The following is a 22,545-nucleotide window of genomic DNA, read 5'->3' as shown; positions in this document are numbered from 1 at the left end:
ATAATGCTTGTCTTACAAAAAAATTGAGGATAATGTTTTATCCGCATCAGATTTCCTGGTGTAACGAATTTTCAAGTGCTTCTTGCATCAGCAAGCTTCTACCCGACCCTTCCATGGTCGGGTTTTTTTTGCCTGCGTTCAGCGGTTCACTTCGGTAATGCTGAAGTCGTGAATATCGAGCTCAAACGCTTCGGCCAGTTCACGCCAGGTGTGGTACTCGCGTCCGTCAATGCTGACATGGTGAGGGTCGTCACCGGCACGGTGAACCTCGCTCTCACTGATTTCGTTGATGGCATCCAGCAGGGCATCGACATCCACATTCACCTCGCGTTTGGCCGTGTCACTGTACTCTTTGGCGGTTTTCATCACAGGGTCCTCTTGCTGTCATCCACCTTTGAGTATAGACCGTCGATAAAAACACCAATCGGCGCGCAGGACGCTGCCAGCAGGGCGGTTTTGTTCTACACTGGCTGAAGTAAAAGACAGGAGACAAGTTATGCAGGTGAACGATCGTGTGACGGTCAAAACGGACGGTGGGCCGCGTCGGCCAGGTGTCGTACTGGCTGTAGAACAGTTTAATGAAGGAATAATGTACCTGGTGTCGCTGGAAGATTACCCGATGGGCATCTGGTTCTTTAATGAAGTGGGGCACGCGGACGGCATTTTCGTTGAGAAAGCCGAGTAAGAATTTTTCACTGGCGGGTGTGCCGCCAGTGAGTCACGAACGATTAGCGCATATTGACGTAAATACCGCTGGTCACATTATCTGTCAATCGGACAACATGATAAATAACCTGTTTATTATGCGTTTTTATTTTCTTTTTAATATTACCTTTATGTGACGATACCGTTTTGGCCTTAATATTCATCTGGTCGGATATCTGAATCGTTCCTTGTCCCGACATCCACATTTTTAGCATACTTGATTCAGTCCTGCTTAATGATAATGTCGGAATGTTAATCTTGCTAACATTACGGCTTATCTTTTGCAGGTAATCAGCCAGAATATCGTCCAGTGATTCCGGTTTAATCGATTTGGAACTTATTAACAGATTATCTCTGACCAGCAAATACTCATCGAAATGGACGTTGGCAATCGCCATAAATACGATGAACAGTGTCCTGGGGTGTTGATTAATGATCTGCTTAATATGCTGACTGCTTTGTGTATCGTGGATAAAGCAGTCTTCATTAATGAACACGACAGACGGTTGCAGTGCTTCGCAGGCCGTTTCAAGCTCACTGATGGTCTCAATATCGCCAATATCGCGCTTCTTGATCCCTCGACTGGTCAGGTACCCGGTCAACCCTAGCCGGGTGTAACTGCATAGATCCATAATAATCGTTGACATGGCATACCCTCACTCAATGCGTAACGATAATTAACCCCATAGCCCGACTGCTTCTTAATTGTCAGAGAACGTTTAACCTGAACTTACAAAGAGCAAAGGAAAGACAATCGGGCGACCTCAACTATCCCGTAAAGTTACGTATAATTTGCCAGGAAACATCTTAAAGTAAAGTAAATGTTATGATGTGTGAGAGGAGTAAAAACAATTCACCCGCACCGGAGTTATGCTGGTAGATGTTTTTGAAGAACTATTTTAAGAATATCCTTAGGATCCCCCTTTTATTTCTAAGGAGAACTTATCCTGGGTAATTCACTGATAATATCCGCCAATAGATCGAATAATTCACTGAATAAGTGTTCGCAGAAGGGCGCAATTAATGGCATCAAGGCGGCCATTAAAATAATACCCACAGTCAGGGTAATGGGAAAACCAATCACAAAGATGGAAAGCTGCGGTGCCATTCTGTTGAGCATCCCCAGCGCAAGGTTAATGGTCAGCAGCAGGGTGATTATCGGCAGCGCCAGCATCAGGCCGTTAAGGAAGATAAGCCCACCGGCCCGGGCAAGCGCCATAAACGCATTGCTGTTAAGCGGATTGCCGCCAATCGGCAGGGTGTGAAACGTATCGACCAGCAGCGAAATGAGCCATAAGTGACCGTTAAAGACCAGAAAAAGCAGCATCGCCAGCATATCCATGATCCTCGCCAGCACCGGCATGCTCAGATGGCTGCTCGGGTCAACGAAGGTCGCGAAGGACAAGCCCATTTGCAGGCCAATCACTTCCCCGGCGAATCGTACGGCGGCAAAGGCAAACTGCATGGTAAAGCCCAGCGCAATGCCAATGAGGATTTGCTGCATCGCCAGCCACAGCGCGTTAGGTGAAAACAGCGTCACGTCAGTGGCGGGAAGCGATGGGGCGATGATAAAGGTAATGATGATGCCAAGGCCCAGCTTCACCCGCTTGGGCACGCTGGACTCGCTCAGGATCGGGGCGGTGGAGATCAACGCCAGCACGCGCAACAGCGGCCAAAAATAGAGGCTCAACCAGTGCAGCCATTGGTCGCTGGTGACGTGCAGCATGTGGCTTATCCGATGATGTACGGCAGGTTGTTGAACAGCGTGCGCACGTAATCCAGCAGCAGATTCAGCATCCACGGCCCGGCCACGATGATGGCGATAAACACGGCGATGATTTTCGGGATAAACGACAGGGTCATTTCGTTAATCTGCGTCGCAGCCTGCAAAATACTGATAAGCAAGCCGGTGATTAACGCCACCAGCAGCAGTGGGGCAGCCAGCGCCAGCGCGACTTTCATCGCCTCAGTGCCCAGCATCATTACCGATTCAGGGGTCATGGACGTTCCTTAACTGTAAAAACTTTGGGCGAGCGATCCCACCAGAAGCTGCCAGCCGTCGACCAGCACAAACAGCATCAGCTTGAAAGGCAGCGCAATGGTGGCCGGGGGTACCATCATCATCCCCAGCGCCATCAGCACGCTGGCGACCACCAAATCGATAATCAGGAACGGAATAAAGATGGTGAAGCCAATCTGGAAGGCCGTTTTGAGTTCGCTGGTGACATAAGCAGGCAGCAGAATGCGCATCGGGACGGCTTCCGGCCCCTGAATAGGCGCGGTGTTGGCCAGACGAGCAAACAGGGCTAAATCGGCCTCGCGGGTCTGGCGCAGCATAAATTCACGCAGCGGCTGTGAGCCTTTATCAATCGCCTGTTCAAGTGTGATTTTATCCTCACTGAACGGCTGATAAGCGTCGTTGTAAATCTTGTCGATAACCGGCGACATAATAAAAAAGGTCAGAAACAGCGCCAGCCCGAGCAGCACCTGATTCGGCGGCGCGGAAGCGGTGCCGAGTGCGCTGCGCAAAAGACCAAACACAATGATGATGCGCGTGAAGCTGGTCATCATCAGCAGAATGGCGGGCAGGAAGGTCAGGGAGGTGATAAACACCAGCGTCTGCACCGGCAGAGACCAGCTCTGGCCCCCGTTAGGCAGAGGCTGGCTGACAAGCCCTGGCAGTTGAGCAAACGCAGCAGGCGAGAGCAGCCACAGCGCCACAAGCGAGAGGGAAAGCACACGACGCATCAGGATCTCCCAGGGCGCTTGATAACAGATTTCATCAGTGAGGCAAAATCAGGCACTTCAGGCTTTGGCGCGTCAGGATCAACCTGCGCTGGAGGCAGTTTGTGCAGCAACGTCACCTGAGAGGCCGTCACGCCCAGCACCAGCCGGGCATCTTCAACGTCGACAATCACCACTCGCTCACGCTGGCCGAGCGAAGCGCTGGCGCTGACTTTCAGATCTTTACTGGCCGAGCTTCTCGCGCCGCTAACGCCAAAGCGCTTAGCCAGCCACGCCGCCGCCAGGATCAGCAGGATGATCCCCAGTAGCGCGCCGCTGACGTCTATCAGCGGAGAAGAAGGGTTCGCGGTCACGGCGGGTTGAGAAACGCTGGCCTGGGTTTTCATCTTAGCGGCTCAGGCGACGCATACGTTCAGACGGCGTGATGATGTCGGTGATGCGTACGCCGTACTTGTCGGCAACGACCACGACTTCACCCTGAGCAATCAGGTAGCCGTTGATCAGAATATCGAGCGGTTCGCCCGCCAGCCCGTCCAGCGACACCACGGAGCCTTGCGTCAGGCGCAGCAGCTCTTTGATGGTCATGCGGGTGCGGCCCAGTTCCACGGTCAGTTTGACCGGGATATCCATGATCAGGTCGATATCCTGCAGCGTGCCGCTAACATCGCCGCCGCCTAACTGCTGGAATACCGCATCCGCCGCGCTCTTGCCGCTTGCTGATTTCTGTTCGCCCAACGCTTCAGCCCACAGATCGTCCATTGCACCGCTGTTTTCATCGGACGGATTATTCATATCACTCATTTGGGCTGTTCCTCATTCAGCGAGTTCAAAATCGGGTTAATCAGGTGCTCAACGCGTAGTGCGTATTGACCGTTCACCGTGCCGTACTGGCTGGTCAATACCGGGACGCCGTCCACATGGGCAATAATGCGATCCGGTTTATCAATCGGCAGCACGTCACCGGGTTGTAGTTTTAATATTTGGGAAAGACGCAGGGAGATGTCGGCGAAATTCGCTACCAGCTCCAGTTCTGAGTGCTGAACCTGGCGTACCAGGTTTTCGCGCCAGTTCTGATCTTCACTGCGGGAGTTCTCCAGAGGTGGGTTCACCAACAACTCGCGCAGGGGTTCAATCATGCTGAACGGCAGACAGATGTTGAATTCACCTGTCAGGTTGCCAATCTCAACATGGAACGGGGTATTGACCACGATGTCGTTCGGTGAGGTGGTGATATTGGTAAATTTCACCTGCATCTCGGAACGGACATATTCCACTTCCAGCGGGTTAATCGCTTTCCACGCATCGCTGTAGCCTTCCAGCGCCAGCTTCAGCATGCGGTTAATCACGCGCTGTTCGGTATGGGTAAATTCGCGGCCTTCGACTTTGGTCGGGAAACGCCCATCGCCGCCAAACAGGTTATCAACCGCAATAAACACCAGGCTTGGCGAGAACACGAACAGCCCGGTCCCGCGCAGCGGTTTCAGGTGGATCAGGTTCAGGTTGGTCGGCACCGGCAGGTTGCGGGCAAATTCGTGGTAGGGCTGAATGCGGATCGCGCCCACGGTGATATCCGGGCTACGACGCAGCAGGTTGAACAGGCCCATACGGAACTGGCGAGCAAAACGCTCGTTGATGATTTCCAGCGCCTGCAGACGCTCGCGCACCACGCGACGCTGGGTATTAGGATCGTAGGGACGAATGTCACTGTCGCCAGTGGCACCGGGTTGCGGTTCGTCACTTTTCTCGCTGTCGCCGTTCAGCAGCGCATCAATTTCGGCCTGAGAAAGAATACTGTCGCCCATGGGATTACCGCAGAATGAAAGCTGTATACAGCACGTCAGTCACTTCCTGCTTCGGCTGGCCCGCCACCAACGGTGGAGCAAGTGTCTGTTTGATGGCATTCACCAGGTCTTGTTTCCCGGTGTCGGTCGCCAGTTTTGCCGCATCCTGGCGGGAGAACAGCAGCAGCAGGCGGCTGCGAACTTCCGGCAGATACTCATTCAGACGCGAGCGGGTCGCCTCATCCTTCAGACGCAGCGTTATCCCGATATAGAGCACGCGATCGGCATCGCCAAGGTTAACCGTGAACGTATCCAGCGCCCAGAACACCGGGGCTGGCGGTGGCGGAACCTCTTTTTTTGCATCCGCGGAGGGTTGCTGCTGCAGTCGCCAGTAACTATAGCCTGCGGTAGCGCAGGCTGCGAGCGTCACCAGCACCAGCAGCGGGATCCAGATTGAGCGTTTGCTTTTTTTCGCGATCGCGGTGTCAGTCATCTGATACAAATTTCCTGTTCGATGCAGCTTTAAGGGTGATTATCCCGACTTAAGTCACGCTCAAAGGGCGGAAAAGACGGGAATAATCATGCTACCTCTGGCGTTAGGCGAAGATGTCGACGATCCCGTTGCCACGCGCCTGTGATTGCAGGCTGGCAGGCACCGCCAGAGTCTCTTCATCATCGGCATTAAACGCGCCACCTTCAGCAGAACGTTGTGAAGATGACTGACCAAAAGCGGACTGCTGCTGTTGCTGCCCGGCAAAGCTTTCGCTGCTGACGTTGCTTTGCGCCAGCTGAATGCCGTTATCGGCTAACTGGGTGCGCAGCGTGGGAATAGCGGCTTCCAGCGCGGCGCGCACGTGGCTGTGCGGGGACACCATCTGAATCTGCGCCTGGTTGTCGTCAATCTTCAGGGTGATATTCACCTGGCCCAAATTCTCCGGATGCAGCTTCAGCTCGGCGGTTTGCTGGCCCTGACGGGTGAACAGCGTGATGTGCTGGCTGACGTTTTGCTGCCACTCCGGCGTGCCAAGCTGGGAATTCACAGTCACCACAGGGTGCGTGTTGACGGTGGCGGTCGCGTTACTGATAACTGGCGCAACGTTAACCGTTGGCGTGGCGGCAGAAAGATTACTGTCGGTATCGGCTTTCGCAGCCGCAGCCATCGTCAATGGTGTGGCCTGATTCAGCGTCGCGTCGTCAGTGGCGGTAACGGGCTGACCATGTGCAGCCTGAGGCAGAGCAAACTCTTTACCGCTGGTTTTTCCGCGTGGGCTGGAGGTGTCTGCATTTGTCGTCATCAGGCCTGCAAGCGTTGCCGGGCCGTCTTTACGATCCGCGCCTGTGACGGACACCGTTTCGCCAGCAGGCACTGCCGTTGTTGGGCTGGCGACATGCGGCAGCATCGCCATCAGCGCGCTTAACCCGGCCATCTCTTCATCGTTCGGGCTCGGTTTGTCGTCGTCTTTCTGGATATCTTTGCCGAGCTGCTTCAGCACATCGTTCTTCACTTCTGGCGTTAACGCGCTAAGGACAGACTGTGCATCGCTGAGCGTGGTCACATCGGCTTTTGTTGCGTTGTCGTCCTGAAGCTGGCCCAACAGATTGCTGAGCGTCGTTTTCGCATCACCCTGCGGTAGCTTCTGGCTGGCTTCCTGCAAATCGGCCAGCGTCAGCGATGTTTTGCCGTCTTTGGCGTTTTTCCCGGACATCGCGCCTGCCAGCAGGGCGAAAAAGTCCTGCGCCGTGCCGCCGTCGGTATCGCTGGTTTTGCCTGCCAGACCGGAGGCGGCGGTGAGGTCAGTCTCGCTGACGACAAGTTTCGGCAGAGTAATCATTCGGGTTTCCTTAAGGTAGCGCGCTGGGCAAACTCATCCATTTTCTTCTGATCGAGACGGTTTTCCGCCAGCAGCGTGGCGGCGGCTTGTCTGTCCTGGAGCGTCTGCCATGCCTGCAAACGTTGTTTTTTCTCGCGCCAGGCGGTGAGCGCCTGTTCGACTTTTCGGTTCCACTGCAACAGCTGCTGGCGGTGCTGATCGATGGCTTTTTCCAGCGTCTGAATAAACTGCTGATAGTTCTGCCAGCGCAGGCTGGCCATGCCCTGCGACATGTTGCTGTTCAGGTTATTCTGGTATTCCAGCTGGTAATCCATCAGCATCTTCAACTGCTCTTCGGCCTGCTGACAGCCGCGCCGCATTTCCCCTAACTGCAGGGCGGCGTTATCGACTTCTTTTTCAGCCAGCTCTTTGAGCGTGGCTAATGCACCGTGTTGCGCCATGATGGTGTTCTCCTGCTATCAGGCGGCGGGGAAGATGATCTCAAGTGCCTGAAGAGAGTCTTCCCAGCCCGCTTTTTCAAAAATGCCCTGTTGCAGAAAGCCCTCCAGCTGCGGCCATAACGTAATGGCCTTGTCGAGCATCGGATCGCTGCCTTTGGCATACGCGCCGACGCTGACCAGGTCACGGTTACGCTGAAAACTGGAAAGCAGCTGTTTGAAGTTCCTCACCCGCGCGTAGTGCTTCTCCGTGATGAGAGCAGTCATGGCGCGGCTGATGGAGGCTTCGATGTCGATGGCCGGATAGTGGCCCGCTTCCGCCAGACGGCGGGACAGCACAATGTGGCCGTCAAGAATGGCTCGTGCTGAGTCGGCGATGGGATCCTGTTGATCGTCGCCTTCGGTCAGCACGGTATAAAACGCCGTGACCGATCCGCCGCCGGTAATGCCGTTCCCGGCGCGTTCCACCAGGGCAGGAAGCTTAGCGAACACCGAAGGCGGATAGCCTTTGGTCGCTGGCGGTTCGCCGATGGCGAGCGCAATCTCACGCTGGGCCATGGCATAACGGGTCAGGGAATCCATGATTAGCAGCACGTGCTGACCACGGTCACGAAAATCTTCGGCGATGCGCGTGGCATACGCGGCACCCTGCATACGCAGCAGAGGTGAAACGTCAGCCGGAGCGGCGATCACGACGGAACGCGCACGGCCTTCAGCACCCAGAATGTTTTCGATAAAGTCTTTTACTTCACGGCCACGCTCGCCAATCAGCCCGACCACAATCACATCGGCCTGGGTGTAACGCGCCATCATGCCGAGCAGCACGCTTTTGCCAACGCCGGAGCCCGCGAACAGGCCCATACGCTGGCCGCGTCCGACGGTGAGCAGGGCGTTAATCGGGCGAACGCCGGTGTCGAGCACGTGTTCAATTGGCGTTCGCTGCAACGGGTTAAACGGCTGAGTGATCAGCGCGCCGGTTTCGGTGGTGTCCGGGGCGGGCAGGCCGTCCAGCGGCTTTCCAGCACCATCGAGCACGCGCCCAAGCAGGGCAGGGCCCAACGGCAACTGTTTCCCGCTTTGCAGACCGTCGCCGGAAGCATTACGCGCATACACGCGAGCGCCCGGCAAAATGCCTTCAACTTCTTCCAGCGGCATCAGGAACAGGCGTTGGCCGTTAAAGCCGACGACTTCACTTTCGACTTCACGTACTTCACCATTTTCCTGACGTTCAATCACGCAGGTTGCGCCGAGCGGCAATTGCAGCCCGGTGGCTTCCAGCACCAGGCCCGTGGCGCGAGTTAAACGACCATAGCGACGCACGGACTGAAGCTGCGTCATTTTGGCTTCGAAATTATCGAGCGTGGTCAGCCAGCGAGTCAGACGGGCGGTCATCAGATGACTCCCGGAGCGGCCAGACGGCACAGCTCCTGCCAGCGTGTGGCGACGCTGGCGTCGAGATCGCCTTCCTCAGCGGAGATTTTACAGCCGCCGTGATGCAGCGTCGGGTCACCGCGCAGCCGCCAGCCGTGGAGGCTTAAGGTCGCGCCGACCATCTCTTCCACACGTTGCAAATCATCCGGATGCACACGTAGCTGTGGTTTGCCGCTGAACAGCGGCTCCTGTTGCAGCAACGCCTGAATCTGTTTGATCAGCGCGGAGTTATCAACAATCGGTGCCTGACCAATCACCTGGCGTGCCGCTTCCAGCGCCATCTGCATCAGGCGCGAGGCAATCACGCTGTCGAGCGCATCCAGCGTGTGCTGAAACTCGCTCACCAGCTGCTGCATCCGCGCATGTAGCGGCGCTTGCTGCTGTTGCGCCTGAGTCAGGCCTTGTTCCTGACCCTGCGCTAATCCTTCCTGATAACCCTGCGCATGCCCGGCGGTGCGGCCTTCATTCAGACCTGCGTTATAGCCCTGTTCGTGGGCCTGCATCTGAATGTGCGCCAGCTGCTGTTGCAGCTTCTGCTCTTCAGAGATCTCCGGCTCCGCTTCGGCTTGTTCGCCTGCTGCGCTGAACTCGGCCACGAATTCGGGCATGGGGGGGGCCAGATCGTCAGGCTGCCAGACTTTCCATGGCGTGGAATCAGACATAGGTGTCGTCTCCGCTGCCAATCACCATCTCGCCGGTTTCGGCCAGACGACGCACAATAAGCAGAATGGCTTTCTGTTCGTTCTCCACCTGCGACAGGCGAACCGGACCACGGTTGGCGAGGTCGTCGCGCAGGATATCCGCCGCACGCTGCGACATGTTGCGCAGGAACTTCTCGCGCAGCGGCTGTTCGGCCCCTTTGAGGGCGATAAGCAGCGATTCGGAATCCACTTCCTGCAACAGGCGCTGGATGCTGCGGTCGTCCACTTCGACGAGGTTTTCGAACAGGAACATCTCGTCGATGATTTTCTGCGCCAGCTCGCCGTCGAATTCGCGCACCGCAGTAATAACCGCTTCTTCCTGCTGCGTTTTCATCAGGTTGATAATTTCGGCTGCGGTTCTCACGCCGCCCATTTTGCTGCGCTTGAGGTTCTGGCCGTCGAGCAGGTTGTTGAGCACTTCGGTCAGCTCGGCCAGCGCCGCAGGCTGAACACCGCCGAAGGTGGCGATACGCAGCATTACGTCGTGACGCAGACGTTCGTCGAACAGCGCCAGAATGTCCGCCGCCTGACCGCGTTTGAGGTGAACCAAAATGGTCGCGATGATCTGCGGGTGTTCGTCGCGAATAAGGTCGGCGGCGCTCTGCGGCTCCATAAAGTTGAGCGTTTCGATGCCGCTGGTGGTTTCGCGGGTTTCGAGAATGTCTTCCAGCAGGCTGGCGGCGCGTTCTTCGCCCAGCGCTTTCACCAGCACGGAACGCAGATATTCGTTGGCGTTGACGTTCAGCGCCGCGTACTGCTCAGCCTCATGCTCAAACTCCGCCAGCACTTCCGTCAGCTGTTTGTTCGAAATCTGACGCACGCTCGCCATCGCCGCACTCAGGGTTTGCACTTCGCGGGTGTTGAGGTGTTTGAACACCTCCGCCGCGCGATCTTCGCCAATGGTCATCAGCAGGATGACGCTTTTATCGGTACCGGAAAGGGCTGTATTACTCATGGTCGTTGCTCATCCACTGGCGAATGACCAGCGCGACGACGCGCGGATCGTTGTCTGACATTTCACGAATACGCTGGCTCATCACCTCGGCGCTCAGGCGCTGGTTGGCACGGCGACTCTGCTGTTGCTCATCTTTGCTGAGGTGAACTTCCACCGCCTGCGCCATTTCACGTTCAATGCGCGCTTCTTCCTGCGCGGCCTTCAGCACTTCCTGACGGCGGGTGAACTGCGGACGAACGGCTTTACGCCACAGGATCCAGGCCACGAGCGCAATCAGCAGCCAGCGACCGGCAGACATCAGCTGATCGATAAACGACTGCTGTTGCCAGAACGGCAGTTCGCCTCCGGTTTCATCCCCGGCGGTAAACGGCGAGTTGACCACGTTGAGGGTGTCGCCACGGGTGGTGGAGTAGCCCATCGCTTCGCGAGTCAGGTCTTCAATCTGTTTCATCTGATCGGTGGTCAGCGGCAGCGGCTTGCCGTCCGGCAGATTTTTGTAATTCACCACCACCGCAACGGACAGGCGCTGCACGTCACCGACGTTCATTTTGGTGTGCAGGATGGTGCGGTCGACTTCGTAGTTGGTGGTTTCGTTACGCGAGGAGTTGCGCGGGCCACTCTGGTTGTTGCTGCTGGTGGTCCGCTGCTGGCCCTGGGCCGCATTCTGGTTTGCAGGCGGCGTCGAGATTGGCGCATTTGGCGCAGGGGCAGGGGAGTTGGACAACGCGCCTGGTACGCCGCCCGGATAAGGGCTGCCAACCTGTTCGCTCTCATTCACCTGACGGGAGCGCATCACGGCCTGGCTGGCATCGCCATTCGGGCTGTACTGCTCCTGAGTTTGTTCTTTATTGTCGAAGTTGATCTGCGCGGTGACCTGCGCGTGAACGTTGCCGTTGCCGACAATCGGCGACAGGATGGATTCAATACGACGCTGGATGCGGCTTTCCACATCGGCAGAGTATTTGAGCTGGGTGTCGTTCAGGTCGCGATCGCCGGTATTCGACTGGGTCAGCAGATGGCCGCCCTGATCGACCAGCGTCACGTTGCCCGGCGGAAGCCCCGCGACGGCACTCGACACTAAATGCACCACTGCCGCGATCTGGCCTTCATCCAGCGCACGACCGGGCTCAAGGTTCAGGGTCACGGAGGCAGAAGGCTGTTTCTGTTCACGCACGAACAGCGACGGTTTCGGCATCGCAAGGTGAACACGTGCACTTTTTACCGGGCCGAGCGTTTCGATGGTTCGGGCGAGTTCACCTTCCAGCGCGCGCTGATAGTTCACCTGCTCGCTGAACTGGCTGATACCAAATTTTTCCTGATCCAGCAGCTCAAACCCAACCGCACCGCCTTTTGGCAACCCGGCCTGAGCCAGACGCAGACGCAGCTCATGCACTTTATCGGCAGGCACTTCAATCGCGCCGCCGCTATCGGCAAAGCGATAAGGCACATTCATCTGCTGAAGTTGGGTGACGATGGCGCCGCCGTCCTGATCGGTCAGATTACTGAACAGCGTGCGGTAGTCCGGCTGCTTTGCCCACAGCACCAGGGCGACGATGATAGCCACCGCCGCGGCACTTGCCACCATAAGGGGGATTTTCGGGTTAGCGCGCAGGCGAGCGACCCACTCAGGCATCTTTGTTTGGGCTGTGGTCGTGGCTGTCGCGCTCATTGCGCACCTCGCAAATACGGATCGCTGGTGTTAAACGTGGACAAAAACAAGGCTGACTCCCGGTCGGCAAAGGCAAAGTGATAGCCATGCCATTATTTGACGTTCCGCGATTTTCTATGGGTCAAATAGTCGGGTTTTTTCACGCTAATTAGCGCCTTTATCTTATTGACAAGCTGCTAATCTCATCCTCCATGACATCGACCAGGGGATAAACATGGCCATCACAGGTATCGAAGGGGTACTGACGCAGATGCAGGCAGCCGCCAGCGTCGCCCGCAATCAGGCAGTTGAAGAACAGCCGTCCATCAGCTTTGCCGGGCAGTTAAGCTCTGCGCTCGACCGCATCAGCGAAACGCAAAACAGCGCCAAAGCCCAGGCCGAGAAGTTTGCGATAGGGGAACCGGGCGTGGCATTAAACGATGTGATGACCGACCTGCAAAAATCGTCCGTCTCGTTGCAGATGGGCATTCAGGTGCGCAATAAGCTGGTAGCGGCTTATCAGGAAATGATGAGCATGCAGGTGTAGGTTACATAACCTACTGAATATTATTATTTATTAACATCCGATCCCATTGCGTGGGGCATGGATGGGGCAAACTCACTTAATTTTTGGTTCAGAATGAGTATCTGGTCCTGATTGTTTTCAGCCATCCACGATCCGTAGACCCGATAAACCATCTGAGCATCAGAGTGGCCCATTTGCTTGGCTATGAAGTTTGGGTTAGCTCCGGCAGTTAAAGACCAGCATGCGTATGTATGCCTGGACTGATATGCTTTGCGGTAGCGAATCCCGGCGCGCCGCATTGCTGCCTCCCAACTCTGGTTAATAGATCCAACCGCGTAATGATGCCCTGCCAGGCTGTTATGCGTTCCGATCTGTGGGTTGAACACGAAAGTGCACGGATGAATTTCTGTCCTGCCATACTCCCTGAGCTTTACTTCAATTTGATACTGCTTCCCAAGCCTCGTCAGTTCGGCCTGATTTCTGAGTACGTCAAGCGCTGGCTGGATCAGGTGAACAACCCTGTCCGTTCCTGCATCTGTTTTTGGGAGAGTAAACTCCTTCGTCAGAGTATGGTTACGTCGGATCGTCATCGTTCCAGCTTTGAGATCGATATCCTCCCATGCCAGTGATACAAGTTCACCGTGGCGAACACCGGTATAGACTGCCAGCGACCACATGTTCTTCAGTTGCTGATGACGACATGCCTCAATCAGTCGAACGAACTCATCTCGGGTGAGTGGGTCCGGTTCCGCACGCGCTTTCTTCAGAGGTGTTATGCCTGAGAAAGGGTTGGTCCTGATATAACCGCTATCGGCACCAAACTGAAACATACCGGCCATAATGCCCATGTAGTTGTTCACTGTTGGCACAGTCCTGCCTTTTACCGGGGTGCGGTGTCCCTTCTTCATGACTTGGTAGCCGGTTAACAGGTCTTTCCTTATGAACAGCAGATCTTCAGGTGTAACCGAGGATGCAAGCCTGCTGTCTCCAATTCTTGGCACCATATTTCTGACGATAGACTGATACCTGCCCAGGGCATTGGTACTTATTTCCATCTTCTTCAACTCAAGCCATTTCCTGGCCAGTTCAATGACTGTGATTTCCCGACGTTCAACGCCGAATTTCTTCAGGTTGGGCGAATCGGGAAACTGAGCTGAATAATTAAAGCTTCCGGTCTTTATCGAAAAGCACACCGACGCGCGCAACTCGCCAGCAACCTTTCTGTTCTTTGGTGTATCAGGCACACCGAGACTTTCACGTACCCGGCTGCCTTTATAGATGAACCATATGCGTAACGATCCGCCATGATTCTCAACGCCTGTTGGGTATGCTGACTTAGCCATTGTTCCCTCCTGACGTCCAAGAGCCCGTCAAGCATAAACGGATCTTCATTGGCGCGCACCCGGTTGATTTTTCTTGAGGCTCTCAACCCACTGATCGACGGCCTTGCGGTTGTACATGCATTCGCTGTTTTCTTTTGGATTTCCATCTGGTGCAACATGTAAATATTCCCGGCCTACCATCCACGAATTTCTGCGGGCAGCTTCAATGGTTCCTTTACGAAGGCCGGTTATCTCAATTAATTTTTTCTCCGTCACCCAGTCGTTGGGAACGATTAAGGTCATTTCGCTCATAGTTTTCTCCAGGCAAAAAGAAGCCCGGCATGGGGCCGGGCAAAAGGGATCACGAGGTGATGCTTTCGCACCCAATAGCCAGCTCATAACTGGCTATCAGTTACGTCACCCAGGAATAACCACGATGACGGTATTCACCATCGTTCCTGATGATTTGAATGCACCTTCAGGTAGTTCTTCTATGTGACCGCCACGCTCCTCGATGAGTTGGCGGAAATCAGTTGTCAGCTTGTTGCTGCGAAACGTCACAGATGAAGCCATAACCGATACCAGCAGACCGTCCGGTTTAAGGAATTTGAGTGCGTGAGAAACGTGCTTGATGTCTGCCTGACGGCCGAAAGGAGGATTCATGACCACGCGGTCATAAACCGGATCAGGCTCGACAGTGAGGAAGTCAGTCGGCTTACCGATACCTGAAAGCCGGAGATTGAGACTGTGAAGGATGTCGTTGTTCTCCGGCATCGGTTTTCCACTCTTCCTTCCAAAGAACTGACCGGTCACTTTGTTGTACGCAAATCCGGGGAACTCATCGTTATAAATAAGCAGATCAATTCCTTCGCTCATGCGGCCTCCCGTCTTGCCAATAATTTCGCGCCAAACTCCATCAGCACATCGCGCTCAACCGTAGTGAATTCGCAGTGCGTTCTGGGATAGGGACGCCAAATAATCAGGATGGAACCTTTGCTGTTACCACTGACGGGCTTACCGGTGACCGGGTTGATAAACGCCAGTCGCCCAGCAGTAATGAAGCGCACCTCGCTGGCCGTTTCGATAGCCTCACGGAACCAGCCAACCGAAGTGTCTGCCGGTACCAGCATGACCGTGCCGATCTGATTGTCGCTCTCGGCGGCGGCCTTCTTAACAAACGGAGTGATATCGCTGTAAGGCGGGTTTAGCCAGGCATAACCAGGAGAGGTCAAATAACCAACCCAGGGAGTGCTCAGCGTGTCTTGCTCTTCGGTGATGAACCGGCGGCACAGCGTGTTTTGCTCGGCTGCTGCGGCATCCAGTTGAAAACAGAACTCCGCATTCAATGCTGCGAAGAGGGCTGGCGGCGTTCGCCACAGGTCACGCTGATCGGCTGGAGTTTTGCTTCCGGTGTAATCGGTCATGAATCCTCCCGCTCAGGGTCAAACTCAGGCCAGTTGTTGCGGTCTGAATTCGCCTGCAACCGCCGCTCAGCGATTTCCTCAATGCTGCGCCCGGTCATTTCGGCTACCGTGGCGTTGTTGTGGCGCCAGAGCAGGGCTAACTCTTCTGCTGTCCATTCAGACATAATCTTTCCTCCTGACGCTCGGGCCAGTAAGTTGCGTTTGCTTCTGACGGAGTAAATGCTTCTGCCGGTAGCGGTAGCGATTTCCTCCGGTGTAAAGCGTCCAAAGAGGAAAACTTCTGCTTCTGTCCATGGGCGACCAGGCGAGCCGACATCAAGCTTCACATTCAGCCGGCCAGCCTTGCACTGGATGGCGCGCGGCGAACGTTCCAGTTTCTCGGCAATCATGGGGATCGGCATTGTTGTGCCGACTTCACGCACGAATGCTTCCTCCCATGACTCCCACGATTCACGTCTCATTGCTGCTCCTTAAGGCGATAGATGCGGCCGCCGATGTTCCCGTTACCCCATGACTCAACCGTCAGGAATTTCTCAATCTGGCTGAGTTCTGCGGCACCGATAAAAACCTCCTGCATCGCAAGAGCAGGAGCCCATCCTTCGTAATAGGGCTCGTGGTAGTTAAGCGTTATACCCCCGGTGTGAGCACGTGCGCCTCGCACCGTTTGGCTGCGGTGAAACGCAGTGATGTTGTTCCGCGCATCTTTGCGCAGAATGTTGAGGATCGATTCTGGTTTCATAGCGGTAACGGGCGGGGCCGTCCTGTGGTGAGATTGGCGGGCTATGCCGTCTGTTTCAGCTCTTTGAGCCGAATTCCGGTGACGTCTTTGCACTTAGCCTGGTGGTCGGCATGGCCGTTCAGTCGTGTCCAGGCTTCGCTATAACGTGCCTGCAATTTCTTCCCGTCATTCTCATTCCCTGCGTACTGAGTGAACTCTGAAAGGATTTGATCAGCGTTAGCTGGCTGAACCTGATGAGAGTATGCGTCAGGGTCAATGGCGGTCTCTTCAGTAGGAATGCAGAAAGCCTGGAATGCAGCGTATTTATAGGCAATAGACATGGCTTTGTTGGTGGCCTTGTCTCCGCTATCCATTGCCTCTCCGTAAGTCGTCACCGAGTGAACGCTACCATCTTCGGTGCTAACGAAATCGAAATCACCGCGGACAGTGATGTAAAACAACGCGCCACCGCTTTTGCTTTGGCGTTCTACGCAGGTTCGCTCCGTATAGCGAGGAAGGATCAGTAGTTTGTGTTTCACTAGCGCCGGAGCCAGCGCGTTATAGACATCGTCAATTCCACGAAACGCGTAGTTAACCTGGCTGCCTTGCTTGCGGGCTTTTTGAATGCCTTGTTCGGCAAGCTGAGAGGCAACCCCGCTTATCGCCGCATAGACTTTTTTTGTGTCCATAATTACCTCAGAACGGCAATTCATCGCCGAGGAAAAGGCCTTTGTTTAATCGCTCATCCCGCGCCATGCTGAGACAAACGCGCTTCATCTTTCTGTTGCCTTCATCGCGCCAGTAGAGAGCCTCGACAAGCAGGCTCTTGCGTTTCAGATGGCTTTGTTTTGGTGTCCTTGCTAATTGAGCTGGAAGCATGACTTACCTCAGTATTTGATGTGCGCGTCAGCCACTTTCCCGCCAGCGATTGCCAGCATAGCTTTCTGCGCGAATTCTTCAGGGATGCCCTGAACAATCAGATCGGCAATGACGCGGCGGTTAACTGTACGACGATGCTCAACATCGGCTTCGCGTTTGACTTTCTCATCGGCGATGCGTTTCTCTTCAGCCAGGCGAGCCTGCTCTTTCTGTTCGGCTTCACGCTTAATGCGATCAGCTTCTTCCTGCTGTTTTTGAATTGTTTCTGCGTTGTTCAGCAATTGCTTAATTTGTGCAATTGCTTGCTGCTTGGCATTTTCAGCCGCAACCATCAATGAGCCAAAGCGCTCATCAATAGGCCACGCCTCAGTTTCAGCCAGCGTGTCTTTAATGCACTGGATTGTCCCGCCCTGGCGAACACCTAAACGGCCAGACTGAGCGATGATCACCTGCTGCTGAATACCGCTGATCTCACTAAGTGCATCCTGGTGCTGCTGGCGTTCACGGTTGGCTTTTTCTTCAGCATCACGAGTGGCTTTTTCAGCGGCTTCTCGCTGGATCTTTTCATCACGCTCACGCTGAGCCTGTTCCGCCAGGCGGCGCTGCTCTTCGCGGTCACGGTCGAAAGCGTCGTTCATCAGCAGGGCCATTTCGTGGTCTGCTTCGAGCTTTTCGGCGCGATGACGATCGAATGCGACGTTAATTTCCAGCGCTTCGGCGTGCATAGCGTTCATGGCTTCTTCAGCCTTGATGCGTTCCTGCTCTTCTTCCCATTCGGTGAGAGGGCGGCGGGTCGCGTCGCGCAACTCGTCACATGCATCAACGAAGCGCTTAATTTCGGCTTCTGCTGGCTTCACTGCCTCTTTCAGGCGCTTGAGGTATTCACGTCCTGGCTTTTCGATTGCGGTCTTGCTGCGGGATACTGACGCCGCCAGAGAGGCGACACGGTCACGGCCTTTCTTGGTGCTCAGGTCGGGAACTTCGTTGACCTGCTGCCGGATCTGCTCAAGATAAGCATCCAGCCCGTTTGGTGCGTACAGCACCGGAGCCTGTTCCGGCTTAATCTCAATGACGGTTAAATCCGTTACTTCGCTCATGGTTTCTCCTGAATTTTTAGTGCACGAATCCCGGCAACTTGTTGTCTGCCTGGTCGTTGAAAGTGGAAGGGGGTTAGTGCGCGTTACGCTGCGAGCGATACCACGGCATGCCAGCGGCTTTCTTCATCTCTTCGTTGGCTTCCATCCACTTGGCACCGTCGCGGTTCTGACGAGCTGTACGGGCTTTCTCTTGAGCTTTACGAAGAAGAGGGTGATTAATTGTCATGATTCTTGCTCCTCAAGGTGACCGTTGCTGCGCAGCCATGCGATAACTTCATCAGCATCAAGCCGGCCTAAAACATCGGGCGCTTTCCCTTTACCGTCGGCCCAATCGATATAATCTTCGAGGTCTATTCCATCGAAGAGAACGGTTTCATCAATACTCGAAAGGAGGTCTGATATCTCAACTCCGCGAACCTCTAAATTGAGGTGGTCTCGATAACCGCTGGTTGAAACATCAACGCCAGCAGCACTCACATCAAAATCAATCTTCATGTTTCTCTCTTAGCCTTAACGCGGCAAACTGAACAGTTGATAAATGCATCCGGCGCAATTGCCGATATAGCGGTGGATAGCCGCCGTTAGATAACGAAAGCGCCTCGTAAAGCGCCTTGGGTATCTAATAAAAAAGCCGCACTTGGCGACTTGGCTTTGCCGGGATATTTATCCACGCCCGGCGCGTGGTTTCCCTGCTTTCCACAGACAAAGGAAATTGCTAAATTGGTTATTCCACAGACAATTAAGGAATGATTAATGAGCGAGTACACCGCTAAAGAACTGGCCATCGCATACATGGCGACCAAAGAACAGAAATACTCACCAAAGTCCTATCTTCAGAACCTTGTTCGCTATGAAAAAGAATTTGAAGAACTTCTTCAGGACGAAGAATTTATGGAAAAAATCGGAAGCCCTAAGAAATCGGTGGGGTTCCTTTCGTTTTAATATCTACAGCAACACCAGATAAAGCCTGAACAACGGCGGTGCAAGCAAGCTTTGCTTTCTGCTTAACTTGCTCATCGCCATCCCCGCCAGCAATGGATGACTCCACAACGCGGATTACTGCCGGTGCTACTATCTCAAGAATGTCTCGATACACGCTTAATTCGAGATCAACCCCTCCAAGGCAATACTTATCTTCCATACTCACCTCTCTGTTTGTTTACCGTCAGCCCTTCGCAAAGAGCTGCTTAACGCGCCGTAATCGATTTACTCCCGCGATGCCCAGCGGCGTAGATTGCAACCTGTGACAGACACCCGCCGATTTCTACCTGTTTACGTCCGAACTCATGCGTATACAGTACTGATGCGCGTTCAATCTGGCGTTTGTACTCCTGACGCTGCCAGGCAGCATCCTGAGCGATGAACTTTATAGGGGATGGTTCATATCCGGCTCGTTGGTCAATCTCTACCGGAGTCATGTCAACGTCATAGTGACGACCGACCATCATTGGGTTAGCCGCTGCAAACGCTACCTGTTTCTCTTTGCGACGAGCATCACGACGAGAACGCGCATTGCTTTTGATGTTCTGCTGCTTAATCATGGTGACCTCCTGAAATGGTTTTGGTGGTACAGACAGTCAGGCGGCTAACCCTGATCGCTTACTCATTGCCAAGCGCCTCTGCCGAAGAGGTTGGCTTCTGCCTATACCCCAAACCCACCTCGTTTGGTTTGTTGCACTTTTCAGTGCTCGATTGAATCACCGTCCTGGTGAATGTTGCGTCCTGTTGATGAAGTTAATATTCACGTATTGTGATTCATTGGTCAATCACAAAATGTGTATAATTTATCTATCACACATTATGTGTATGTTTTTCGTGGTTATTTATTTTTATTGCTTCCGTGATATGCTCATAAAAAAAATCAATGAGGACGCGGATATGAAAGAAGAAATCGACGAACTGAAGGAAGATCGCGTGGCTTTCATCGCTGGCGAAGTTGGCGGGGTGGTACTTGAGCTAATCTACAATGGCATCGAGATTAACCGGGATAACATCGTTGGTTTTCTGGAAGGCAAGCGCAAGGCTGTGGGCAACACCATTCACAAAGGCTTGTTGCGCGACGCTGCTGAGATGGTGAGGAAAGGGCAGTAAAAACCCGGCGCGGTGGCCGGGTTATTTTCTTTCTATGAGGGGCATTAGTTCTGCGAGTAATCCCTGGGCCTCATCAAACCCTAAAATGTCATAGTCTCCATGCTCATCAACGGTTACGCTGGAGTGGAGGGCTTTTTGATATTTATCGCACAACGCGCGGATCGTTTTTCGGTCCCTTTCATATGCTACATCTGCCAGGGTGTCAAAATCCTTCTGTGATAACTCTATATACGCACCAGATGGGTAAATATTTTGCTCCATATGCCTTTGGTGCTCACGTAACTTATGGCGAACATTATCAGCGACGGCGTTAAATTCCTTACGGCGCTCCCCTAAAATTGCGTATCTGTAGCTTATGAATCCACTTGCTGGAATTGCAATAAATGATACCGTTGTTGCTATAATTGCAAGAAATCTGTCAATCGTCATGAGGTTTCCGAATGGAGAGCGTAAGTGTTTTAACTTGGGTTGCTCTCGGCTTGTCCTTTACCAATCTTGCCGTGATAGTCATCCAACTTTGGTTTTTGAGGCGGATTTAGCACCGTGCTCATCACCCAAACGTCTCGTCAGGCCACTGTGAGGCGACAACCTTACCTACAATCCGGCAATGCTCATTGCACGGTATCAGACCAAACTGGGGGTTCAGCGGCTGTAAATAGCTCATGCCGCCATCACGTATCAGCTTCTTGAACGTGAACTCATCACCACCCAGACGCGCAATGCAGAAATCACCTGGATCAACCGGCTGATCTGGGTCAACCAAAATCAACATCCCTTCCGGGAAGCTAGGCTTGGAACCCGCCGGTGCTGTCATTGAGTTGCCATCAACCTCAAGCCAAAAGGATTGATAGCTGGACTTCTTGGTTGTACTCACCCAAACGTCAGCATCATCACGGTCAGTAAATGTGCCGAACTCTGTTGAAAACATGCCAGCCTGAACATGGGAGAAGAGTGGATATTCGTACTTTTTGTAGACAGGGCCGACTTCGTCACCAAATAGAATCAGCGACGGCGAAACGCCAAGAACCTCACCAAGTATCACCGCATCATCTGCGCTTACCTTCCTGGTCCCAAGCTCATAGTTTCCAAGGCGTGACGGTGCCGCCCAGCCACAAAGCTTTGCTAACTGAGCCTGGCTATAGCCCTTTTCTTCTCGCAGGGACTTAATCCGCTCGCCGATAATTTCATGCATAGTTTTCATACCGTTAATATTATCACGCAATGTGATTGCAGTATTTACACGATTTGTAATTGACACTTAATCACATATTGTGAATAATCATTTTGACGTGACCTAAAGGAGATCGCGATGAACAACATTGCACAGCTGCGAAAAAAGGCAGGTGTATCGCAAGCTGCATTTGCTTCAGTTATTGGATGGGGGCAGTCACGGATTGCCAACTATGAGCTGAACTACAGAACACCGAGCCTGGCTGATTGTCGTTTGATTGTTGCCGGGTTAGAAAAACTTGGGTGCCAATGTACCTTTGATGATGTTTTCCCGCCATCTGGCAACCAAGCCGCATAAGCACTACCACATTCCAATCGAGCGCTGAAAAGCGCACCCCAACTAAAAAAGTCAAATCAGGCTTTGCGCCTTATTGCGCAAGGTCCATCTAAATATTTAATTTTCATAAAGGAATATCTCATATGGCTAGTACAACAGCCCGCAATAAGCAGGAGGCACGACGAATCGAATCATGGCTCCTGAACAGGATCGCAATCATTGGCGGCTCAAACGTAGCAAAAGAGTTAGGCGTTGATAAATCGCAGGTCACGCGCTGGAAGGAAAGCTGGCTGCCGAAGATAGCAATGCTTCTGGCTGTTCTGGAGTGGGGCGTTGTCGACGATGACATGGCGCGTCTTGCGAAGGAAGTAGCCGCAGTTCTCACAAAGAAAAATCGCCCGGCGGCAACCGAGCGATCAGACCAAATCCGGATGGATTTTTAACTGCATTCAACTAGGTGAATTATATGCGAAACAAAGGTTTTGTACCACCTGAAACACACAAAGATGTCAAGCGTTCACGCTTCCTGAATTCCATAGACGAACGAACCTGCATCCGGTTCGCTTCAGTAGCCAGAACAGAACTTCTTAAAGCGGAGGCTCGGGCTTTATTGCCATCGCTGCCGAAAGAAGAGGGGTTTACTTTTATCCCGAATTCCTTTCTGGAAAGGCTGCTGAAAGAGGATTTGTCGGTGGATCAATTCAATTCTGTTTTAGCCATTTTTCGTCAGGGCAGGTAGCGATGAA

37 protein-coding genes are annotated in these 22,545 nt (G+C 53.7%); 7 read left to right on the top strand and 30 right to left on the bottom strand.

The features are described 5' to 3' along the window. Window positions 1–138 precede the first annotated feature (138 nt). Window positions 139–366, bottom strand: a complete 228-nt coding sequence (yodD, locus tag ACRCWW_RS14515) for a YodD family peroxide/acid resistance protein (RefSeq protein WP_329700695.1) — start codon at window positions 364–366, stop codon at window positions 139–141. 130 nt (window positions 367–496) lie between these two features. Between yodD and dsrB the strand changes: the two genes are divergently transcribed. Next, window positions 497–685: a protein DsrB gene (gene dsrB, locus ACRCWW_RS14510; RefSeq protein WP_438683038.1), complete on the top strand. Its 189-nt coding sequence runs from the start codon at window positions 497–499 to the stop codon at window positions 683–685. Between the two features lie 43 nt (window positions 686–728). On the opposite strand, the gene rcsA is transcribed toward dsrB, so the two are convergent. From rcsA to fliF, 14 genes are all read right to left on the bottom strand, one after another. Further along, window positions 729–1,352: a transcriptional regulator RcsA gene (gene rcsA, locus ACRCWW_RS14505; RefSeq protein ID WP_438683037.1), complete on the bottom strand. Its 624-nt coding sequence runs from the start codon at window positions 1,350–1,352 to the stop codon at window positions 729–731. Window positions 1,353–1,636: 284 nt separating this feature from the next. After that, a complete protein-coding gene (gene fliR, locus ACRCWW_RS14500; RefSeq protein WP_438683036.1) occupies window positions 1,637–2,431 on the bottom strand; it encodes a flagellar biosynthetic protein FliR in 795 nt (264 codons plus the stop codon). A 5-nt stretch (window positions 2,432–2,436) separates the two neighbouring features. Continuing rightward, on the bottom strand, window positions 2,437–2,706 hold the full coding sequence (fliQ, locus tag ACRCWW_RS14495) for a flagellar biosynthesis protein FliQ (RefSeq protein ID WP_154160781.1): 270 nt from the start codon (window positions 2,704–2,706) through the stop codon (window positions 2,437–2,439). Window positions 2,707–2,715: 9 nt separating this feature from the next. Beyond that, window positions 2,716–3,453: a flagellar type III secretion system pore protein FliP gene (fliP, locus tag ACRCWW_RS14490; RefSeq protein ID WP_438683035.1), complete on the bottom strand. Its 738-nt coding sequence runs from the start codon at window positions 3,451–3,453 to the stop codon at window positions 2,716–2,718. Continuing rightward, window positions 3,453–3,836 carry a flagellar biosynthetic protein FliO gene (gene fliO / locus ACRCWW_RS14485; RefSeq protein ID WP_438683034.1) on the bottom strand — a complete coding sequence of 128 codons (384 nt, stop codon included), beginning with the start codon at window positions 3,834–3,836 and terminating at the stop codon, window positions 3,453–3,455. Before fliO ends, fliP begins: the two co-directional genes overlap by 1 nt. A gap of 1 nt (window position 3,837) precedes the next feature. Beyond that, a complete protein-coding gene (gene fliN, locus ACRCWW_RS14480) occupies window positions 3,838–4,251 on the bottom strand; it encodes a flagellar motor switch protein FliN (protein ID WP_330984430.1) in 414 nt (137 codons plus the stop codon). Beyond that, the gene (gene fliM, locus ACRCWW_RS14475; protein WP_330984429.1) at window positions 4,248–5,252 is read right to left on the bottom strand and encodes a flagellar motor switch protein FliM; all 1,005 of its coding nucleotides are present in this window, start codon (window positions 5,250–5,252) and stop codon (window positions 4,248–4,250) included. Before fliM ends, fliN begins: the two co-directional genes overlap by 4 nt. 4 nt (window positions 5,253–5,256) lie before the next feature. Then, window positions 5,257–5,724: a flagellar basal body-associated protein FliL gene (gene fliL / locus ACRCWW_RS14470; protein ID WP_330984428.1), complete on the bottom strand. Its 468-nt coding sequence runs from the start codon at window positions 5,722–5,724 to the stop codon at window positions 5,257–5,259. 103 nt (window positions 5,725–5,827) lie between these two features. Continuing rightward, window positions 5,828–7,063 carry a flagellar hook length control protein FliK gene (gene fliK / locus ACRCWW_RS14465; protein WP_438683033.1) on the bottom strand — a complete coding sequence of 412 codons (1,236 nt, stop codon included), beginning with the start codon at window positions 7,061–7,063 and terminating at the stop codon, window positions 5,828–5,830. Continuing rightward, the gene (fliJ, locus tag ACRCWW_RS14460) at window positions 7,060–7,503 is read right to left on the bottom strand and encodes a flagellar export protein FliJ (protein ID WP_438683032.1); all 444 of its coding nucleotides are present in this window, start codon (window positions 7,501–7,503) and stop codon (window positions 7,060–7,062) included. The genes fliK and fliJ overlap by 4 nt, the downstream gene beginning before the upstream one ends. 18 nt (window positions 7,504–7,521) lie before the next feature. Beyond that, entirely contained in the window at window positions 7,522–8,892 is a 1,371-nt protein-coding gene (gene fliI / locus ACRCWW_RS14455; RefSeq protein WP_438683031.1) for a flagellar protein export ATPase FliI, read from the bottom strand. Next, window positions 8,892–9,593, bottom strand: a complete 702-nt coding sequence (gene fliH / locus ACRCWW_RS14450; RefSeq protein ID WP_438683030.1) for a flagellar assembly protein FliH — start codon at window positions 9,591–9,593, stop codon at window positions 8,892–8,894. The genes fliI and fliH overlap by 1 nt, the downstream gene beginning before the upstream one ends. Beyond that, window positions 9,586–10,587 carry a flagellar motor switch protein FliG gene (gene fliG, locus ACRCWW_RS14445; RefSeq protein WP_330984423.1) on the bottom strand — a complete coding sequence of 334 codons (1,002 nt, stop codon included), beginning with the start codon at window positions 10,585–10,587 and terminating at the stop codon, window positions 9,586–9,588. Before fliG ends, fliH begins: the two co-directional genes overlap by 8 nt. After that, the gene (gene fliF, locus ACRCWW_RS14440) at window positions 10,580–12,256 is read right to left on the bottom strand and encodes a flagellar basal-body MS-ring/collar protein FliF (protein ID WP_438683029.1); all 1,677 of its coding nucleotides are present in this window, start codon (window positions 12,254–12,256) and stop codon (window positions 10,580–10,582) included. The genes fliG and fliF overlap by 8 nt, the downstream gene beginning before the upstream one ends. Before the next feature lie 214 nt (window positions 12,257–12,470). Here fliF and fliE point away from each other — a divergent pair, with 214 nt between their 5' ends. Next, complete coding sequence (fliE, locus tag ACRCWW_RS14435) at window positions 12,471–12,782, top strand: flagellar hook-basal body complex protein FliE (protein WP_438683028.1); 312 nt, start codon at window positions 12,471–12,473, stop codon at window positions 12,780–12,782. A 23-nt stretch (window positions 12,783–12,805) separates the two neighbouring features. Here fliE and ACRCWW_RS14430 read toward each other — a convergent pair whose 3' ends face one another. From ACRCWW_RS14430 to ACRCWW_RS14380, 11 genes are all read right to left on the bottom strand, one after another. Further along, the gene (locus ACRCWW_RS14430) at window positions 12,806–14,104 is read right to left on the bottom strand and encodes a tyrosine-type recombinase/integrase (protein WP_438683027.1); all 1,299 of its coding nucleotides are present in this window, start codon (window positions 14,102–14,104) and stop codon (window positions 12,806–12,808) included. 45 nt (window positions 14,105–14,149) lie between these two features. After that, window positions 14,150–14,395 (bottom strand): excisionase family protein, encoded by a 246-nt coding sequence (locus tag ACRCWW_RS14425; protein WP_438683026.1) that lies wholly within the window; start codon window positions 14,393–14,395, stop codon window positions 14,150–14,152. Between the two features lie 105 nt (window positions 14,396–14,500). Next, window positions 14,501–14,959: a hypothetical protein gene (locus tag ACRCWW_RS14420; RefSeq protein ID WP_438683025.1), complete on the bottom strand. Its 459-nt coding sequence runs from the start codon at window positions 14,957–14,959 to the stop codon at window positions 14,501–14,503. Then, window positions 14,956–15,507: a phage N-6-adenine-methyltransferase gene (locus ACRCWW_RS14415; RefSeq protein WP_438683024.1), complete on the bottom strand. Its 552-nt coding sequence runs from the start codon at window positions 15,505–15,507 to the stop codon at window positions 14,956–14,958. The genes ACRCWW_RS14420 and ACRCWW_RS14415 overlap by 4 nt, the downstream gene beginning before the upstream one ends. Next, on the bottom strand, window positions 15,504–15,968 hold the full coding sequence (locus ACRCWW_RS14410; RefSeq protein WP_438683023.1) for a hypothetical protein: 465 nt from the start codon (window positions 15,966–15,968) through the stop codon (window positions 15,504–15,506). Before ACRCWW_RS14410 ends, ACRCWW_RS14415 begins: the two co-directional genes overlap by 4 nt. Further along, window positions 15,965–16,246 carry a hypothetical protein gene (locus ACRCWW_RS14405; RefSeq protein WP_438683022.1) on the bottom strand — a complete coding sequence of 94 codons (282 nt, stop codon included), beginning with the start codon at window positions 16,244–16,246 and terminating at the stop codon, window positions 15,965–15,967. The genes ACRCWW_RS14410 and ACRCWW_RS14405 overlap by 4 nt, the downstream gene beginning before the upstream one ends. 41 nt (window positions 16,247–16,287) lie before the next feature. Then, entirely contained in the window at window positions 16,288–16,914 is a 627-nt protein-coding gene (locus ACRCWW_RS14400) for an ERF family protein (protein WP_438683021.1), read from the bottom strand. 7 nt (window positions 16,915–16,921) lie between these two features. Next, window positions 16,922–17,104, bottom strand: coding sequence for a hypothetical protein (locus ACRCWW_RS14395; RefSeq protein WP_438683020.1), 183 nt, complete (start codon window positions 17,102–17,104; stop codon window positions 16,922–16,924). 8 nt (window positions 17,105–17,112) lie between these two features. After that, on the bottom strand, window positions 17,113–18,201 hold the full coding sequence (locus ACRCWW_RS14390) for a hypothetical protein (protein ID WP_438683019.1): 1,089 nt from the start codon (window positions 18,199–18,201) through the stop codon (window positions 17,113–17,115). Between the two features lie 73 nt (window positions 18,202–18,274). Beyond that, a complete protein-coding gene (locus ACRCWW_RS14385; protein ID WP_438683018.1) occupies window positions 18,275–18,427 on the bottom strand; it encodes a host cell division inhibitory peptide Kil in 153 nt (50 codons plus the stop codon). Next, window positions 18,424–18,696 (bottom strand): hypothetical protein, encoded by a 273-nt coding sequence (locus tag ACRCWW_RS14380; protein WP_438683017.1) that lies wholly within the window; start codon window positions 18,694–18,696, stop codon window positions 18,424–18,426. The genes ACRCWW_RS14385 and ACRCWW_RS14380 overlap by 4 nt, the downstream gene beginning before the upstream one ends. A 258-nt stretch (window positions 18,697–18,954) precedes the next feature. Here ACRCWW_RS14380 and ACRCWW_RS14375 point away from each other — a divergent pair, with 258 nt between their 5' ends. After that, window positions 18,955–19,143 carry a hypothetical protein gene (locus tag ACRCWW_RS14375; RefSeq protein WP_438683016.1) on the top strand — a complete coding sequence of 63 codons (189 nt, stop codon included), beginning with the start codon at window positions 18,955–18,957 and terminating at the stop codon, window positions 19,141–19,143. Here ACRCWW_RS14375 and ACRCWW_RS14370 read toward each other — a convergent pair. Further along, window positions 19,112–19,342, bottom strand: coding sequence for a hypothetical protein (locus ACRCWW_RS14370; protein ID WP_438683015.1), 231 nt, complete (start codon window positions 19,340–19,342; stop codon window positions 19,112–19,114). The two genes, ACRCWW_RS14375 and ACRCWW_RS14370, sit on opposite strands and share 32 nt — an antisense overlap. 46 nt (window positions 19,343–19,388) lie before the next feature. After that, complete coding sequence (locus ACRCWW_RS14365; RefSeq protein ID WP_438683014.1) at window positions 19,389–19,742, bottom strand: antitermination protein N; 354 nt, start codon at window positions 19,740–19,742, stop codon at window positions 19,389–19,391. Window positions 19,743–20,079: 337 nt separating this feature from the next. On the opposite strand from ACRCWW_RS14365, the gene ACRCWW_RS14360 reads away from it, so the two are divergent. Further along, the gene (locus ACRCWW_RS14360) at window positions 20,080–20,292 is read left to right on the top strand and encodes a hypothetical protein (protein WP_438683013.1); all 213 of its coding nucleotides are present in this window, start codon (window positions 20,080–20,082) and stop codon (window positions 20,290–20,292) included. Window positions 20,293–20,313: 21 nt separating this feature from the next. Here ACRCWW_RS14360 and ACRCWW_RS14355 read toward each other — a convergent pair whose 3' ends face one another. Both ACRCWW_RS14355 and ACRCWW_RS14350 read right to left on the bottom strand, forming a co-directional pair. Next, window positions 20,314–20,721: a hypothetical protein gene (locus ACRCWW_RS14355; RefSeq protein ID WP_438683012.1), complete on the bottom strand. Its 408-nt coding sequence runs from the start codon at window positions 20,719–20,721 to the stop codon at window positions 20,314–20,316. Between the two features lie 121 nt (window positions 20,722–20,842). Beyond that, window positions 20,843–21,493: a LexA family protein gene (locus tag ACRCWW_RS14350; RefSeq protein WP_438683081.1), complete on the bottom strand. Its 651-nt coding sequence runs from the start codon at window positions 21,491–21,493 to the stop codon at window positions 20,843–20,845. 108 nt (window positions 21,494–21,601) lie between these two features. Here ACRCWW_RS14350 and ACRCWW_RS14345 point away from each other — a divergent pair, with 108 nt between their 5' ends. From ACRCWW_RS14345 to ACRCWW_RS14335, 3 genes are all read left to right on the top strand, one after another. Then, on the top strand, window positions 21,602–21,820 hold the full coding sequence (locus ACRCWW_RS14345; protein ID WP_438683011.1) for a helix-turn-helix transcriptional regulator: 219 nt from the start codon (window positions 21,602–21,604) through the stop codon (window positions 21,818–21,820). Between the two features lie 122 nt (window positions 21,821–21,942). Beyond that, the gene (locus ACRCWW_RS14340) at window positions 21,943–22,242 is read left to right on the top strand and encodes a CII family transcriptional regulator (protein WP_438683010.1); all 300 of its coding nucleotides are present in this window, start codon (window positions 21,943–21,945) and stop codon (window positions 22,240–22,242) included. A 23-nt stretch (window positions 22,243–22,265) separates the two neighbouring features. Next, window positions 22,266–22,538 carry a hypothetical protein gene (locus tag ACRCWW_RS14335; RefSeq protein WP_438683009.1) on the top strand — a complete coding sequence of 91 codons (273 nt, stop codon included), beginning with the start codon at window positions 22,266–22,268 and terminating at the stop codon, window positions 22,536–22,538. Window positions 22,539–22,545 lie beyond the last annotated feature (7 nt).

The organism is Scandinavium sp., assembly GCF_051650185.1.
GTDB lineage: Bacteria > Pseudomonadota > Gammaproteobacteria > Enterobacterales > Enterobacteriaceae > Scandinavium.
Note: the sequence above shows the minus strand (reverse complement) of the source record. Positions and strands in the feature narration are given on the sequence as shown.

What these genes read in the sequence shown, in the direction of transcription:
- yodD (WP_329700695.1), bottom strand. Translation starts at nt 366, where the DNA reads ATGAAAACCGCCAAAGAGTACAGTGACACGGCCAAACGCGAGGTGAAT.
- dsrB (WP_438683038.1), top strand. Translation starts at nt 497, where the DNA reads ATGCAGGTGAACGATCGTGTGACGGTCAAAACGGACGGTGGGCCGCGT.
- rcsA (WP_438683037.1), bottom strand. Translation starts at nt 1,352, where the DNA reads ATGTCAACGATTATTATGGATCTATGCAGTTACACCCGGCTAGGGTTG.
- fliR (WP_438683036.1), bottom strand. Translation starts at nt 2,431, where the DNA reads ATGCTGCACGTCACCAGCGACCAATGGCTGCACTGGTTGAGCCTCTAT.
- fliQ (WP_154160781.1), bottom strand. Translation starts at nt 2,706, where the DNA reads ATGACCCCTGAATCGGTAATGATGCTGGGCACTGAGGCGATGAAAGTC.
- fliP (WP_438683035.1), bottom strand. Translation starts at nt 3,453, where the DNA reads ATGCGTCGTGTGCTTTCCCTCTCGCTTGTGGCGCTGTGGCTGCTCTCG.
- fliO (WP_438683034.1), bottom strand. Translation starts at nt 3,836, where the DNA reads ATGAAAACCCAGGCCAGCGTTTCTCAACCCGCCGTGACCGCGAACCCT.
- fliN (WP_330984430.1), bottom strand. Translation starts at nt 4,251, where the DNA reads ATGAGTGATATGAATAATCCGTCCGATGAAAACAGCGGTGCAATGGAC.
- fliM (WP_330984429.1), bottom strand. Translation starts at nt 5,252, where the DNA reads ATGGGCGACAGTATTCTTTCTCAGGCCGAAATTGATGCGCTGCTGAAC.
- fliL (WP_330984428.1), bottom strand. Translation starts at nt 5,724, where the DNA reads ATGACTGACACCGCGATCGCGAAAAAAAGCAAACGCTCAATCTGGATC.
- fliK (WP_438683033.1), bottom strand. Translation starts at nt 7,063, where the DNA reads ATGATTACTCTGCCGAAACTTGTCGTCAGCGAGACTGACCTCACCGCC.
- fliJ (WP_438683032.1), bottom strand. Translation starts at nt 7,503, where the DNA reads ATGGCGCAACACGGTGCATTAGCCACGCTCAAAGAGCTGGCTGAAAAA.
- fliI (WP_438683031.1), bottom strand. Translation starts at nt 8,892, where the DNA reads ATGACCGCCCGTCTGACTCGCTGGCTGACCACGCTCGATAATTTCGAA.
- fliH (WP_438683030.1), bottom strand. Translation starts at nt 9,593, where the DNA reads ATGTCTGATTCCACGCCATGGAAAGTCTGGCAGCCTGACGATCTGGCC.
- fliG (WP_330984423.1), bottom strand. Translation starts at nt 10,587, where the DNA reads ATGAGTAATACAGCCCTTTCCGGTACCGATAAAAGCGTCATCCTGCTG.
- fliF (WP_438683029.1), bottom strand. Translation starts at nt 12,256, where the DNA reads ATGAGCGCGACAGCCACGACCACAGCCCAAACAAAGATGCCTGAGTGG.
- fliE (WP_438683028.1), top strand. Translation starts at nt 12,471, where the DNA reads ATGGCCATCACAGGTATCGAAGGGGTACTGACGCAGATGCAGGCAGCC.
- ACRCWW_RS14430 (WP_438683027.1), bottom strand. Translation starts at nt 14,104, where the DNA reads ATGGCTAAGTCAGCATACCCAACAGGCGTTGAGAATCATGGCGGATCG.
- ACRCWW_RS14425 (WP_438683026.1), bottom strand. Translation starts at nt 14,395, where the DNA reads ATGAGCGAAATGACCTTAATCGTTCCCAACGACTGGGTGACGGAGAAA.
- ACRCWW_RS14420 (WP_438683025.1), bottom strand. Translation starts at nt 14,959, where the DNA reads ATGAGCGAAGGAATTGATCTGCTTATTTATAACGATGAGTTCCCCGGA.
- ACRCWW_RS14415 (WP_438683024.1), bottom strand. Translation starts at nt 15,507, where the DNA reads ATGACCGATTACACCGGAAGCAAAACTCCAGCCGATCAGCGTGACCTG.
- ACRCWW_RS14410 (WP_438683023.1), bottom strand. Translation starts at nt 15,968, where the DNA reads ATGAGACGTGAATCGTGGGAGTCATGGGAGGAAGCATTCGTGCGTGAA.
- ACRCWW_RS14405 (WP_438683022.1), bottom strand. Translation starts at nt 16,246, where the DNA reads ATGAAACCAGAATCGATCCTCAACATTCTGCGCAAAGATGCGCGGAAC.
- ACRCWW_RS14400 (WP_438683021.1), bottom strand. Translation starts at nt 16,914, where the DNA reads ATGGACACAAAAAAAGTCTATGCGGCGATAAGCGGGGTTGCCTCTCAG.
- ACRCWW_RS14395 (WP_438683020.1), bottom strand. Translation starts at nt 17,104, where the DNA reads ATGCTTCCAGCTCAATTAGCAAGGACACCAAAACAAAGCCATCTGAAA.
- ACRCWW_RS14390 (WP_438683019.1), bottom strand. Translation starts at nt 18,201, where the DNA reads ATGAGCGAAGTAACGGATTTAACCGTCATTGAGATTAAGCCGGAACAG.
- ACRCWW_RS14385 (WP_438683018.1), bottom strand. Translation starts at nt 18,427, where the DNA reads ATGACAATTAATCACCCTCTTCTTCGTAAAGCTCAAGAGAAAGCCCGT.
- ACRCWW_RS14380 (WP_438683017.1), bottom strand. Translation starts at nt 18,696, where the DNA reads ATGAAGATTGATTTTGATGTGAGTGCTGCTGGCGTTGATGTTTCAACC.
- ACRCWW_RS14375 (WP_438683016.1), top strand. Translation starts at nt 18,955, where the DNA reads ATGAGCGAGTACACCGCTAAAGAACTGGCCATCGCATACATGGCGACC.
- ACRCWW_RS14370 (WP_438683015.1), bottom strand. Translation starts at nt 19,342, where the DNA reads ATGGAAGATAAGTATTGCCTTGGAGGGGTTGATCTCGAATTAAGCGTG.
- ACRCWW_RS14365 (WP_438683014.1), bottom strand. Translation starts at nt 19,742, where the DNA reads ATGATTAAGCAGCAGAACATCAAAAGCAATGCGCGTTCTCGTCGTGAT.
- ACRCWW_RS14360 (WP_438683013.1), top strand. Translation starts at nt 20,080, where the DNA reads ATGAAAGAAGAAATCGACGAACTGAAGGAAGATCGCGTGGCTTTCATC.
- ACRCWW_RS14355 (WP_438683012.1), bottom strand. Translation starts at nt 20,721, where the DNA reads ATGACGATTGACAGATTTCTTGCAATTATAGCAACAACGGTATCATTT.
- ACRCWW_RS14350 (WP_438683081.1), bottom strand. Translation starts at nt 21,493, where the DNA reads ATGAAAACTATGCATGAAATTATCGGCGAGCGGATTAAGTCCCTGCGA.
- ACRCWW_RS14345 (WP_438683011.1), top strand. Translation starts at nt 21,602, where the DNA reads ATGAACAACATTGCACAGCTGCGAAAAAAGGCAGGTGTATCGCAAGCT.
- ACRCWW_RS14340 (WP_438683010.1), top strand. Translation starts at nt 21,943, where the DNA reads ATGGCTAGTACAACAGCCCGCAATAAGCAGGAGGCACGACGAATCGAA.
- ACRCWW_RS14335 (WP_438683009.1), top strand. Translation starts at nt 22,266, where the DNA reads ATGCGAAACAAAGGTTTTGTACCACCTGAAACACACAAAGATGTCAAG.